The sequence below is a fragment of the Aeromonas sp. Y318-1 genome, assembly GCF_027706125.1.
GTDB lineage: Bacteria > Pseudomonadota > Gammaproteobacteria > Enterobacterales > Aeromonadaceae > Aeromonas > Aeromonas hydrophila.
In genome coordinates, this window is record NZ_JAPDCM010000018.1 from 42,473 (window position 1) to 56,230 (window position 13,758).

Annotated in this window: 12 protein-coding genes; 7 read left to right on the plus strand and 5 right to left on the minus strand. The window is 60.9% G+C overall.

The window, feature by feature from the left end; genetic code table 11:
- Positions 1-41 precede the first annotated feature (41 nt).
- Positions 42-443, minus strand: coding sequence for a hypothetical protein (locus OKB87_RS20920; RefSeq protein WP_024945982.1), 402 nt, complete (start codon positions 441-443; stop codon positions 42-44).
- 409 nt (positions 444-852) lie between these two features.
- On the minus strand, positions 853-2,844 hold the full coding sequence (tkt, locus tag OKB87_RS20925; protein ID WP_270828440.1) for a transketolase: 1,992 nt from the start codon (positions 2,842-2,844) through the stop codon (positions 853-855).
- A gap of 342 nt (positions 2,845-3,186) precedes the next feature.
- Here tkt and metK point away from each other — a divergent pair, with 342 nt between their 5' ends.
- From metK to gshB, 5 genes are all read left to right on the plus strand, one after another.
- The gene (gene metK / locus OKB87_RS20930) at positions 3,187-4,338 is read left to right on the plus strand and encodes a methionine adenosyltransferase (RefSeq protein WP_201903417.1); all 1,152 of its coding nucleotides are present in this window, start codon (positions 3,187-3,189) and stop codon (positions 4,336-4,338) included.
- Between the two features lie 69 nt (positions 4,339-4,407).
- The gene (locus tag OKB87_RS20935) at positions 4,408-4,941 is read left to right on the plus strand and encodes a SprT family zinc-dependent metalloprotease (RefSeq protein ID WP_270828441.1); all 534 of its coding nucleotides are present in this window, start codon (positions 4,408-4,410) and stop codon (positions 4,939-4,941) included.
- A gap of 77 nt (positions 4,942-5,018) precedes the next feature.
- Entirely contained in the window at positions 5,019-5,702 is a 684-nt protein-coding gene (locus OKB87_RS20940; RefSeq protein WP_044800517.1) for an endonuclease, read from the plus strand.
- 63 nt (positions 5,703-5,765) lie between these two features.
- Entirely contained in the window at positions 5,766-6,497 is a 732-nt protein-coding gene (gene rsmE / locus OKB87_RS20945) for a 16S rRNA (uracil(1498)-N(3))-methyltransferase (RefSeq protein WP_270828442.1), read from the plus strand.
- A gap of 114 nt (positions 6,498-6,611) precedes the next feature.
- Positions 6,612-7,565 carry a glutathione synthase gene (gshB, locus tag OKB87_RS20950; protein WP_016351589.1) on the plus strand — a complete coding sequence of 318 codons (954 nt, stop codon included), beginning with the start codon at positions 6,612-6,614 and terminating at the stop codon, positions 7,563-7,565.
- Between the two features lie 127 nt (positions 7,566-7,692).
- Here the strand turns inward: gshB and OKB87_RS20955 are convergent, their stop codons facing one another.
- Positions 7,693-9,318, minus strand: coding sequence for a methyl-accepting chemotaxis protein (locus OKB87_RS20955; RefSeq protein WP_270828443.1), 1,626 nt, complete (start codon positions 9,316-9,318; stop codon positions 7,693-7,695).
- A gap of 118 nt (positions 9,319-9,436) precedes the next feature.
- On the opposite strand from OKB87_RS20955, the gene OKB87_RS20960 reads away from it, so the two are divergent.
- Both OKB87_RS20960 and ruvX read left to right on the plus strand, forming a co-directional pair.
- Positions 9,437-9,991, plus strand: a complete 555-nt coding sequence (locus OKB87_RS20960) for a YqgE/AlgH family protein (RefSeq protein ID WP_016351591.1) — start codon at positions 9,437-9,439, stop codon at positions 9,989-9,991.
- A 46-nt stretch (positions 9,992-10,037) separates the two neighbouring features.
- Positions 10,038-10,460 (plus strand): Holliday junction resolvase RuvX, encoded by a 423-nt coding sequence (ruvX, locus tag OKB87_RS20965; RefSeq protein ID WP_270828444.1) that lies wholly within the window; start codon positions 10,038-10,040, stop codon positions 10,458-10,460.
- 47 nt (positions 10,461-10,507) lie between these two features.
- Here the strand turns inward: ruvX and dtpB are convergent, their stop codons facing one another.
- Positions 10,508-12,013, minus strand: a complete 1,506-nt coding sequence (gene dtpB, locus OKB87_RS20970) for a dipeptide/tripeptide permease DtpB (RefSeq protein ID WP_270828445.1) — start codon at positions 12,011-12,013, stop codon at positions 10,508-10,510.
- A 514-nt stretch (positions 12,014-12,527) separates the two neighbouring features.
- Complete coding sequence (gene ampC, locus OKB87_RS20975) at positions 12,528-13,676, minus strand: FOX/MOX family class C beta-lactamase (protein ID WP_270828446.1); 1,149 nt, start codon at positions 13,674-13,676, stop codon at positions 12,528-12,530.
- Positions 13,677-13,758 lie beyond the last annotated feature (82 nt).

Consider the following 13,758-nt stretch of genomic DNA (forward strand, 5'->3'; position numbering starts at 1 on the left):
CGATGACGCTTCGCTAATCGAACCTGCGGGCCAATAACACGCTATCGAATATGGTGCTTCAGTTCAGCTTCCCACTGTTTGAACAATGTAAAGTCACCCTCGGCTCGACTCTTGGCAGCCGTGAACCATTGCACTCCTACCTCATCAGAATGCCTGAACTCCAACCGAAACTCATACTTGGTACTTATCACCAGTGCCAGACATGCACCAATCAAAAATGCGATAGCAGGAAGAATCCACGTAATAACCTGACCTTGTGCATCCGTTGGCACAAATATGAACAGTAAACTGGAAGCAATGGCTCCCAACATAATCATATTGAGTATTTTATCTTTCCAGGAAAGGACCCGAACCTGTACGTTCGATATTCTTCCCAGATCGTAGCTGTCCTTATTTACTTGTAGTTTCTGTGCTGACTGATTGATGACAATGGAACAAGACATGGGAAACTCCATTTCAGATATACGTCACATGACATTTTTATAATCAAGAACTCTTCATGAGAAACTGACCACCATCCCGACAACCCTGCTGCATGACACCAAGCAGCCGGCAACCATCAAATAGCCCGAACGTTGCCAACCAGGCTTGTTCAATGGACGCTACCGAATATTGGTTTATGCCTTGTAATGACGGGGGTAAGCCGCCCAGCATGGTATCGTATGACGCCAAACTTGAAAGCAAATTCAAAAGAAAAAGCGAGATTGATCAAGTAATCGATCTGAATACCTCCCGTATCGGCTCACACGCTATTTCGTCATCCTCAAGCAGCCATAAAAAACGCCCTCCATCTTGCGATGGAGGGCGTTTGTTGTTCCGGCTATTGAGTCAGCTTGACCCAATATTCAGCGATTACAGGGATTCAGCGGTCGCAACCACGTTTTCCACGGTAAAGCCGAATTCCTTGAACAGCAGCTCGGCCGGTGCGGACTCACCGAAGGTGGTCATACCGATGATCTTGCCGCCGAAACCGACGTACTTGTACCAGTAGTCGGCGATACCGGCTTCGATGGCCACGCGCTTGGTGACGGAGGCTGGCAGGACGGACTCTTTGTACTCGGCAGATTGAGCGTCGAACACGTCGGTGGCCGGCATGGAGACCACGCGCACGGCACTGCCCTTGGCAGTCAGCTGCTCATAGGCGGCCACGGCCAGTTCCACTTCGGAACCGGTGGCGATCAGGATCAGCTCAGGCTTGCCAGCGCAATCCTTCAGCACGTAACCACCCTTGGCGGTATCGGCCAGTTGCTGAGCAGTACGGTCCATCTGGGCCAGGTTCTGACGAGAGAAGATCAGCGCAGTCGGGCCGTCGGTACGCTCGATGGCGTGCTTCCAGGCGATCGCGGATTCAACCTGGTCACACGGACGCCAGGTGCTCATGTTCGGGGTCAGACGCAGGGAAGCGATCTGCTCGACCGGCTGGTGAGTCGGGCCATCTTCACCCAGACCGATGGAGTCGTGGGTGTAAACGAAGATGGCGCGCTGCTTCATCAGAGCGGCCATGCGCAGGGCGTTGCGGGCGTATTCCATGAACATCAGGAAGGTGGCGCCGTAGGGGATGAAACCACCGTGCAGGGCGATACCGTTCATGATGGCGGACATGCCGAACTCGCGTACACCGTAGTGGATGTAGTTGCCGGAGGCATCGTCGTTGGTCAGGGACTTGGAACCGGACCACATGGTCAGGTTGGACGGCGCCAGGTCGGCAGAACCACCCATGAACTCCGGCAGCAGCTTGCCGAAGGCTTCCAGCGAGTTCTGGGAGGCTTTGCGGGTCGCGATCTTGGCCGGGTTGGCTTGCAGGGTTTCGATGATCTTGGCGGATTCAGCGGCCCAGTTGGCCGGCAGTTCGCCAGCAGTACGGCGCTTGAATTCGGCAGCCAGGGTCGGGTGAGCGGCTTCATAGGCGGCGAACTTGGCAGCCCAGTCGGCTTCCAGTTTGGCGCCCTTCTCCTGACCGTTCCACTCGGCAGCGATGTCGGACGGGATAACGAACGGCGCGTGGTCCCACTTCAGGAAGGCACGGGCGGCGGCGATCTCGTCGTTGCCCAGCGGTGAGCCGTGGCAGTCGTGAGAACCGGATTTGTTCGGGGAGCCGTAACCGATGATGGTGCGGCAGCAGATCAGGGTCGGCTTGCCGGTCTCGGCCTTGGCGGCTTCGATGGCGGCGTTGATCGCTTCCGGGCTGTGGCCGTCAACGGCGGCAATCACGTGCCAGCCGTAAGCTTCGAAGCGCTTGACGGTGTCGTCGGTGAACCAGCCTTCCACGTGACCGTCGATGGAGATGCCGTTGTCATCCCAGAACGCGATCAGTTTGCCCAGTTGCAGGGTACCGGCCAGGGAGCAGGCTTCGTGGGAGATACCTTCCATCAGGCAGCCGTCGCCCATGAAGGCGTAGGTGTAGTGGTCAACGATGTCGTGACCCGGCTGGTTGAACTGCTCGGCCATGGCCTTCTCGGCGATCGCCATGCCGACGGCATTGGTGATGCCCTGACCCAGCGGACCGGTCGTGGTTTCAACGCCCGGCGCGTAACCGTACTCCGGGTGACCCGGGGTGCGAGAGTGCAGTTGGCGGAAGTTTTTCAGATCGTCGATGGAGAGGTCATAACCGGAGAGGTGCAGCAGGGAGTACAGCAGCATGGAGCCGTGGCCGTTGGAGAGAATGAAACGGTCGCGGTCGGCCCACTTGGGGTTGTTCGGGTTATGTTTGAGGTGGCTGCGCCACAACACTTCGGCGATATCCGCCATTCCCATGGGGGCGCCCGGGTGACCGGAGTTGGCTTTTTGAACGGCATCCATACTCAATGCGCGAATGGCATTGGCAAGCTCTTTACGAGAAGGCATCTGTATCTCCTGCGATTGCTTCATTTGATGGCCAAGATTAAGGCGCGTTATTGTCCCAGCAGGGGGCGCGGCGTGCAAATATTATCTGGGCGAATAAAGTGGCTTTGGGAGCTCAATCGCTTTTCTTGACGGGGCAAACGATTGAGCCGTAACCGCTTTACACCCCAAATGGGGTAAAGCGCGGATCTTGTTCGGCCAGGGGGCGGTAAAACCAAAATAGTGCTGGCAATCGAGGGGGGCGCTAACTAAAATGGACGTCCAGATGTAGATACCTCTACAATCATCCTATCATCACCCGGTTATTGCTGCGGCGATAACCCCAGACAAGCTGAGAATCCCATCATGGCAAAGCTGTTTACTTCCGAGTCGGTCTCCGAAGGCCATCCCGACAAGATTGCGGACCAGATCTCCGATGCGGTCCTGGACGCCATCCTCAAGCAAGACACCAAGGCCCGTGTCGCCTGCGAGACCCTGGTCAAGACCGGCATGGTCATGGTGGCCGGTGAAGTAACCACCACCGCCTGGGTAGACATCGAGCAGATCGTGCGCGACACCGTGCGCGACATCGGCTACACCCACTCCGACATGGGCTTCGATGCCGACTCCTGCGCCGTGCTGAACGCCATCGGCAAGCAGTCCCCGGACATCAACCAGGGCGTTGACCGCAGCGATCCGCTGGAACAGGGCGCGGGCGACCAGGGCCTGATGTTCGGCTACGCCACCAACGAAACCGACGTGCTGATGCCGGCCCCCATCACCTACTCTCACCTGCTGGTGAAGCGTCAGGCTGAAGTGCGCAAGAACGGCACCCTGCCGTGGCTGCGTCCGGATGCCAAGAGCCAGCTGACCTTCGCCTACGACGACGCCGGCAAGATCATCGGTGTGGATGCCGTGGTGCTGTCTACCCAGCACGCCGAATCCATCAGCCACAAGGATCTGGTGGAAGCGGTGCGCGAAGAGATCATCAAGCCGGTGCTGCCGGCCGAGTGGGTCAACAAGGACACCAAATACTTCATCAACCCGACCGGCCGTTTCGTCATCGGCGGCCCGATGGGTGACTGCGGTCTGACCGGTCGCAAGATCATCGTCGACACCTACGGCGGCATGGCCCGTCACGGTGGTGGCGCCTTCTCCGGCAAGGATCCGTCCAAGGTTGACCGCTCCGCTGCCTACGCCGCCCGCTACGTGGCCAAGAACATCGTCGCCGCCGGTCTGGCCGATCGCTGCGAAATCCAGATCTCCTACGCCATCGGCGTGGCCGAGCCGACCTCCATCAGCGTCGAAACCTTCGGCACCGGCAAGGTTGCCGAGGATCTGCTGGTCAAGCTGGTACGCGAGCACTTCGAACTGCGTCCGTACGGCCTGATCCAGATGCTGGATCTGAAGCGCCCGATCTACCAGGCCACTGCCGCCTACGGTCACTTCGGTCGCAACGAGTTCCCGTGGGAGCAGACCGACAAGGCCGAACTGCTGCGTTCCGCCGCCGGTCTGTAAGCGTCACGCTTGTGGTATAAAGGGGAGCCTGGCTCCCCTTTTGCTTGTCCGCCATTTGCCGAGAACCCGATGTCCGCCACCGCCACCCGCCTCGATCCCCCCCTGCACCAGCAGTTGCTCGCCCGTGTCGACGCCTGTTTTGTGCAGGCCGAAGCACGCCTTGGCCGCCCCTTTCCCCGCCCGCGAGTCCATTGCAACATGCGCGGTCGGGCGGCAGGGTCGGCGCGGCTGCAAACATGGGAGCTGCGCTTCAACCCGGCCCTCTACCAGGCCAACCAGCAGGCGTTTCTGGCCGAGGTGGTGCCCCACGAGGTGGCCCACCTACTGGTCTATGCCCTGTGGGGGGAAGGGCGTGGCAGATCGCGGGTGCTGCCCCACGGCCGCCAGTGGCAATCGGTGATGCGGGGGGTGTTCGGCCTTGAGCCCAGAACCACCCACAGCTTCGATCTGGCGGTCCTGGCGCAGCGGACCATCCCCTATCGCTGCCTCTGCCAGCAGCATCAGCTGTCGGTGCGCCGCCACAACAAGGTGGTGCGCGGCGAGGCCCGCTACCACTGCCGCCGCTGCAAGCAGCCGCTGGAGCGAGTTGGCTCGTCGCAGTAAGCCAGCCGGTGTCGCGTCCCTGTGCTAGGGTGCCTCTCTGATTTTTCCGCCAACCATCTCATTTGCCAAGGATCACCATGCTTCGTCCCCTGCTCTCTCTCGTCCTGACCCTGCTGGTCAGTCTGCCCCTGCATGCCCAGACCTTTCGCGCCGCCAAACAGGATCTGAACCGCCTCTATCAGGATCACCCGGTCACCTTCTACTGCGGCTGCAAGATTGACTATCAGGGCAAGAAAATGAGCCCGGATCTGGCCAGCTGCGGCTATGAGCCGCGCAAGCAGCCCAAGCGCGCCGCCCGCATCGAGTGGGAGCACGTGGTGCCGGCCTGGGAGTTCGGCCACCAGCTGCAGTGCTGGCAGCAGGGTGGTCGCAAGAATTGTGGCAAGAGCGACGAGTTCAACCAGATGGAGGGGGACATGCACAACCTCTTCCCCGCCATCGGCGAGGTGAACGGCGATCGGGCCAACTTCCGCTTCTCCGACTGGAACGGCACCCCGGATCAGTACGGTCAGTGCCGGATGCTGGTGGACTTCAAAAATCGCCAGGTGCAGCCGCCCAAGGGGCCGGTACGCGGCCAGATCGCCCGCGCCTACCTCTACATGAGCCAGCAGTATGGGCTGCGTCTGGCGGCGCAACAGCGTAAACTGTTCGAAGCCTGGGACAGGCAGTACCCGGCCGACGGCTGGGAGTGCGAGCGCAACCGCCGCATCGGCAAGCTGCAGGGCAATACCAACCCCTTTATTGAAAAGCAGTGCCGATAACCCCATCTATGGACACAAGGGATTTAAAATCCCTCTTCTTGAACCAGAGACTGACACTGAGCCATGCGCATTCCACGTATCTATGAACCGGCCGCCCTGCAGGTGGGCCAGACCCTTGCCCTGTCGGAAGACGGTGCCAACCACATCGGCCGGGTGCTGCGCATGCAGCCGGGTCAGCAGCTCGAGCTGTTCAACGGCGACGGCAACCAGTACCCCGCCACCATCGCCAATGTAGGCAAGAAGTCGGTGGAAGTGACCATCGACAGCTGCGACACCCGCTCGGTAGAGTCCCCGCTGGCCATCCACCTCGGTCAGGTGATCAGCCGCGGCGACAAGATGGACTTCACCATCCAGAAATCGGTGGAGCTGGGCGTCACCTGCATCACCCCGCTCTTCTCCGAGCGCTGCGGCGTCAAGCTGCCGGCAGACCGACTGGAGAAAAAACGCGAACAGTGGCAGAAGGTGGTGATCAGCGCCTGCGAACAGTGCGGCCGCAATACCGTGCCCGAAGTGCGCATGCCGATGGAGCTCGACACCTGGCTGGCAGAAGAGACCCAGGAGCTCAAGCTCAACCTGCACCCGCGCGCCCCTTACAGCATCAACACCCTGCCGATTCCTGAGCACGGCGTGCGCCTGCTGATCGGCCCGGAAGGGGGCTTGTCCGGCGACGAGATCGCCCGTACCGTGCAGGAAGATTTCAAAGAGATGCTGCTGGGGCCGCGGGTGCTGCGCACCGAAACCGCCGCCCTGACGGCGATTACTGCGCTGCAGTGCCGCTTCGGCGATCTCGCTTGATACCATGGGCCGCATCGAGCTGCCCCATGGCAACCTCGATGCAGCCGCAAGCGGCCGATTACGCTGCGCTAATCGACCCTACAACCCCCTCGAGCCATTAAGAAGGAACAGCGGATGACCATTAAACTCGGCATCGTGATGGACCCCATCTCGGCCATCAACATCAAGAAGGACTCCAGCTTCGCCATGCTCGAAGAGGCGCAAAAGCGCGGCTACGAGCTGTTCTATCTGGAGATGAAAGACCTCTACATGGAGGCCGGTCGCGCCTTCGGTACCATGCGTCCGCTCACCGTCAAATATGACTATGCCGACTGGTACAGCCTCGGCGAGGTGGTGGATCAGCCGCTCTCCAGCCTGGACGTGATCCTGATGCGCAAGGATCCGCCGTTTGACACCGAGTTCATCTACGCCACCTACATGCTGGAGCGGGCCGAGGATGAGGGTTGCCTCATCGTCAACAAGCCGCAGAGCCTGCGCGACGCCAACGAGAAGCTCTACACCGCCTGGTTTGCCGAGCATACCCCGACCACGCTCGTCACTCGCAGAGCCGACAAGCTGCGCGCCTTCCACGCGAAGCACAAGGACGTGATCCTCAAGCCGCTGGACGGCATGGGTGGCGCCTCCATCTTCCGCATGAAGGAAGATGACGCCAACGTCGGCGTGATTATCGAGACCCTCACCGAGCACGGCAGCCAGTACTGCATGGCGCAGACCTATCTGCCCGCCATCAAGGATGGCGACAAGCGGGTGCTGGTGGTGGACGGTGAACCGGTACCCTACTGCCTGGCACGCATTCCGGCGCAAGGTGAGACCCGCGGCAATCTGGCGGCCGGCGGCCGTGGCGAGGCGCGCCCCTTGAGCGAAGCCGACTGGGCCATCGCCCGCGCGGTGGGCCCGACGCTGAAAGAGAAGGGGCTCATCTTCGTCGGTCTCGACATCATCGGCGATCGGCTGACCGAGATTAACGTCACCAGCCCGACCTGCATCCGCGAGATTGAAGCCGCCTTCGACGTGCACATCACCGGCATGCTGATGGATGCCATCGAGCGTCGGCTGGCCAAGGCCTGAGCCAGCCACAGTTAAATTGCGGCTCGCTCTAGTGAGCGAGCGGTAATAAAAAGAGGCGGCCCCGGGGCCGCCTCTTTTCTATCCTGTTTTTTCCATCCTGCCTTTGCTCTTTCCTGCCTCTGCCCCATCAACAGCGAAACTGCCCCACCTTCACCTTGAGTTCGCTGGAGAGCTGTTCCAGCTCGTGGCAGCTCTGGTTCAACTGGGAGGCGGCCTGTGTCGATTCGCTGGCGATGTGGGCAATATTGACCACGTTGCGGCTGATGTCCTCGGCCACCTTGCTCTGCTCCTCCGCCGCCGTGGCGATGTGGGTATTCATCTCGTTGATCACGTTGACCGAACTGACAATCTCGCCGAGCGCCTGACCGCAGGCCAGCACGGTGCGGTTGGACTGCTCCACCTGATCCAGCCCCAGCTCCATGCTGGAAGCCGCCTGGGTAGCCCCCTGCTGCAACTTGACGATGGTCTTGCCGATCTCCTCGGTGGAGCGCTGGGTTCGCTGGGCCAGGGTGCGCACCTCGTCGGCCACCACCGCAAAACCCCGTCCCTGATCACCGGCCCGCGCCGCCTCGATGGCGGCGTTGAGCGCCAGCAGGTTGGTCTGCTCGGCGATGCCGCGAATGGCGTCCATCACGCTGCTGATATTGCGGCTGTCATCGGCCAGCTGGGTGATCATGGCCGCCGTATTCTGGATCTGGGACGACAACCCGGACATGCACTGGATGGCGTCCGCCACTATCTGGTGACCGTGCCGGGCACTCCCGTCGGCATGGTGCGCCGCATCGGCAGCGTTGTTGGAGCTGTTGGCCACTTCCGCCACGGTCGCGCTCATCTGGTTCATGGCCGTCGCGGTCTGATCGGTCTCGGCCTGCTGCTGGGCAAAGCGCTGGCGGCTCTCGACACCGATATGGGCCAGCTGGGCCGACTCCTTGGCAAGCTGCTCCGCCATGCCGTTGATCTGGGTGATGAGCTCGCGAAAATGGCAGATCACGTCGTTGAGGGAGTGGGCCAGCCCGCCCATTTCGTCCTTGCGCAGCACCGGTGCCAGCTTGCTCAAATCGAGATCCGTCTGCATGCCGCGCAAGATCCCGCCCATGGCGGCCAGGGGTTGACTGACGCTGCGCCCGGCCCACACCCCGAAGAACAGGATGCAGGCGCCGCCGACCACCAGCAGCAAGACAAACAACCGGTTGAGCTGCACCCTGAGCCCGTTGAGCTCGGTCATGTTCTTCTCGGCCTCCTTCAGCTGATACTCCACCAGGGCGCTGATCCCGTCGCTGACCGGGTCGATCACCCGATAGAGCGGCATGATATGAGCGGCCAGCTGCCCCTGATTGCTCCCCTGCATGTCGGCCAGGATCTGCATCACCGTCTCAATCTCCCGGTCTGCCGCCGCAAACAGCCCCTGCATCTGGTCGGCTTCCCGCTGCTCCGCCTGACTCATCGGCTGGCTGCGGTAATCCTGCCAGATGCGCTTGATCTCCTGCTGGGCGGCGCTCATGTCTGCGCGCGATCTGGCGGGGTCAAAGCCCCCCACATTGGCCTTGTTGGCCGCATCGATCACCTTGACCGCGTAGAGATCGGCGATCTGCTTGAGCTCCTTGAGTTGCACCACCTCCCCCTGATACATGCTGTTCATGCCAGCCATCAGCTGGGACATTGCCTGGACAGCCCCGATCACCAGCAGCACCAGTGCCAGCAGGGGTACCACACAGCCCAGGATCAACTTCTGTCTGATCGAAATACCTTCCATGGTGTTATCTCCATCCTGACTGCGGCGGGGAACCGGCCCGCAAGCGGTAAAAAGCGGTTTTGCCCGCCTCGGCGAACTGCCATAATTGACCCAAATACCTTTGCAATATTTGGCCCATATGCAAACACTGCAAAATCACTTCCTGCTCGCCATGCCGAGCCTCTCCGATCCCTATTTCGAGCGTTCGCTGGTCTACCTGTGCGAACACAGCGAAGAGGGTGCCATGGGGCTGGTGGTCAACATCCCGGTGGACATGTCGCTGGATGCCATGCTGACCCAGCTCAAACTGGCGCCGCCCCCCAGCCCCGAGCTCAAGCAGCCGGTGTTGCAGGGAGGGCCGGTGCACGCCGACCGCGGTTTCGTGCTGCACAGCTTCCGACCCGGCTTCAACTCCACCCTGCAGGTGGGGGATGAGCTCATGGTCACCACTTCCAAGGATATATTGGAAACCCTGGGTACCGAGGAGGCCCCCGCCCACTGGCTCGTGGCGCTCGGGTATGCCGGCTGGAGCGCCGGCCAGCTGGAGCAGGAGCTGGTCGACGGTGCCTGGCTGGTGATACCGCCCAATCCGGATCTGGTATTCAAGACCCCGATCCATCAGCGCTGGCAGCAGGCCGCCGCCAGCATAGGGGTCAACCCCATCCATCTATCCAGCGACATCGGCCACAGCTGATGCCGTTTGCCACGCATTTCGCGAGGCATTTTGAGGAATCAATGCAATGTCATCACGCAGTATCATGGGCTTTGACTACGGCACCAAAAGCATAGGGGTGGCCATCGGTCAGGAGCTTACCGGCACGGCCCAGCCCCTGCGCGCCATCAAGGCCAACGACGGCATCCCCAACTGGGACGACATCGACAAGCTGCTCAAGGAGTGGCAACCGGACCTGCTGGTTGTCGGCCTGCCGCTCAACATGGACGGCACCGAACAGGAGATCACGGTACGGGCCCGCAAATTCGGCAACCGGCTGCACGGCCGCTTCGGCAAGCAGGTGGAGTTCAAGGACGAGCGGCTCACCACCACGGATGCGCGGGCGCGTCTGTTCGAGCGGGGAGGTTATCGGGCGCTGGATAAAGGCAGCGTGGACGGAGTCTCCGCCCAGCTGATCCTGGAAGCCTGGATGGAAGAGCAGTACGGTTGACAGACGGGGGAGAGGCAGGTCAATCCTGCCCCTCCCCCATGCCTGCATCAGGCCTTGGCCTGTTGCGAGAGCAAATCCTCCCCTTCTTCACCCTGACCGGCATGCATCATGCGGTTGAGCCAGGGCACCATCAGCGCCATTACCACCGCCACCAGCAGCGTCACCAGCCCAATCTTGCCAAACACGTCCGTGTAGATGGGCAGGGTCTGCAGCGGATCGGTCACCCCTTGCGGCACGGCGGTAAAGGTCGCCACATAGCCCCCCAGCAAAGAGGCCATCGCCTGGGTCAGGAACCACATCCCGAGGATGAAGCCCATCAGCCGCTGCGGCACCAATGCCGCCACCATGGCCAGCCCCAGGGCGCTGATCATCAGCTCTCCCAGACTCTGGAACAGATAAATGAGCACCATGAACCAGGGTGAAGTGAGCCCCTGTGCATCGGCAAACCAGATGCCGGAGGCCGCCGCGGTGAGAAAGCCGAGGGAGCAGAACAGCATGCCCAGGGTGAACTTAAGCGGCATGGTGAGATCCCGCCCCTTGCTGCCCAACCGGGTATAGATCATCGCCAGCACCGGGCTGCCGACCACCACCCAGAAGGGGTTGAGCGCCTGGAAGCTGATGGGGTTGACGCTCATCCCCAGCATCTCGTGATGCATGTTGTTGATGGCAAAGAAGTTGAGCGAGGTCGGCATCTGGGCGTAGAGCACGTAGAACACCACGGCTTCCAGCATCAGCACGAAGGCCACGTACATCTTGTTGCGAGCCACCGCATCGAGCTTGAAGGCCTCGCGAAAGAAGAAGATCACCACGGCCAGGGTCACCGTCATCAGCACCATGTTGGCGATCACCACGTGGTGCATCAGCCAGGCGCAGAAGAAGACCAGCGCCACCGACCCCAGCAAGACCAGCAGCAGCTTGCCGTAATCGAGCTGCAGATGGTCGGGTTCGGAGCCGATGTCCCTGACCATGTGACGACAGGCGAAGAAGGTCAGCAGCGCGATGACCAGGCCCACCCCGCACAGGTTGTAGGTCACCGTATAGCCGTAGTGATCGGCGATGACCGGCGCCAGCGACAGCGAGATGAGCGAGCCGATGTTGATCGACATGTAGAACAGGGTGAAGGCCCCATCCAGCCGGGGATCGCCACGCTCATAGCACTTGGCGAGCAGGCTGGCGGGGTTGGCCTTGAACAGGCAGTTGCCGACGGCGATGGTGCCCAGTGCATAGAAGATGAGGTCGGGATTGTAGATGGACATGCCGGTCATGAAATAGCCGATGACCAGCACGATGGCCCCCAGCACCATGGTGCGCTTGGTACCCAGCACGTGGTCGCCCACATAACCGCCCACCGAGATGAGGCCATATACCAGTGCCGAGAAGGCACCGAAGGTGATGAACGACTGCTCCTGTGAAAATCCCAGCTGCTGGACGAAGAACACCGCCAGGATCCCCTGGACGCCGTAATAACCGAAGCGCTCCCAGAGTTCGACGAAGAAGATCATGAAAAAGGGTTTGGGCTGTTGCAACAACCCGGTCGGGGCCGATGGACGCATGCTAACCTACCTGTCTTGGTGTTTTTTATTGGTGTGATATGGGGCCGCCGCACGGATAAATGTGCGCGGGCACCTCTGTCTGTGGTGATCACCACTGTGCTCGCAGCGGCGGATGGTCAGCTGGCAGGGCTGGGAATAAGCCGGATGGCTCCTGACACGATAAGGTGGGGGATCGGGCGACTTCATGCCCGGCACAATATTCCGCAGGCGTTTGGCAACGGGCTGGCAGCTGTTTGCCCCCGTCATCGCACACCGGACACTCTCGCGACAATTGTAAAAGCCGAAAAATCGACAGATGGCATGATAAGACACTGCTATTAACGCAAACCAATAGCCGATCACACTTCACTTGTTGCAATAGGTGAAGTTTTCTAATGAAACCACATTAGTTTTATTGGTGCAAACGGATCTGTTTTTCCCGCGACCAACCCCTGTGCATAAAAAAACGCCGGACTGGCCGGCGTTTTTCAACATGGTGTTGGCGACCCGTGGGCCGTCCGCCAAGTGCGGCGGATCAGGGGGCCAGCTGGCTCAAAATGGCATGGGCCGCGCTGACTCTGGCCTCGTTGGGGTAGTTGCGGTTGGCCAGCATGACGATGCCGATCCCTTTGGCGGGCACGAAGGCCACATAGGCACCAAAGCCGTTGGTCGAGCCGGTCTTGTTGTAGAGTCGCGCCACCCCCGTCTCTTGGGACGCGGCAACAGGTTTGACCGGGTTGGCATTGTAAATCACCGCCGAGGAGTTGCCCGCCAGCAGCGTCTGCGCGCTGACGGGATAGGCGTAACTCTCCCAGCCCAGCCCCTGGGTCATCTCGCCGACCGAGTAGCGCCCTTGGTGGGTCAGGGAGATGGCCTGCTGCAACGCCTTGTCATCAACCCCGCTGATATTGGCCTTCACGAAGGCGAGCAGATCCGCCGAGCTGGTCTTGATGCCGTAGGCCTCGTCGGCCAGCATGCCGGGATTGACCCTGATAGGCTTGTCCTCCTTCGAATAGCCATAGGCATAACTCGCCATGGCCTGCTTCGGCACATCGAGATAGGTGTGGTGCATACCCAGTCCGGGTAGCAGGGTCTGCGCCATCAACTGGGCAAACGGCTGCTGCAGGCTGCTCGCCGCCAGATAGCCGAACAGGCCGATGCTGGGGTTGGAGTACTGACGATGGCTGCCCGGCTGATAGGCCGGCGTCCACTGGCGATAGTAAGCCTGCATCTGCTCGACCGATTCCACCTCGTCGGGGAATTGCAGCGGCAGCCCGCCGGCGCTGTAGGTGGCGAGCTCGGCCATGGTGATGCCATCGAAGGCGGAGCCCTTGAGCCAGGGCGCGTGCCGGCTCACCTTGTCATCCAGCCCAATCCCTCCCTTGACCACGGCGTAGGCACCCAGGGTGGCGGTATAGGTCTTGCTGACCGAGCCAATCTCGAACAGGGTCTGCTCGTTGACCTTCTTCCCAGCCGCCATATCGGCCAGCCCGTAGTTGAAGTAGTGGGCCTGCCCCCCCTTCAGCACGGCGACCGCCATGCCCGGGATCCTGTGCTGCTTGAGCATGGGGCGGATGGCGTCATCCACCACAGCATTCAGCGGATCGACGGGGGCCGCCAGGGAGAGCGGGGCAAGCAGCAGGGTGCCGAGGGCTAGCAGTGGCAGGGATCTGGTCTGTTTCATGGCAAAAATCTCAGTATGTTCAGGAGCCGTCAGCCTAACCGGCTAGCGTGTGCCGAGCATGAGCCTGGGTGAAGTCTGTGTG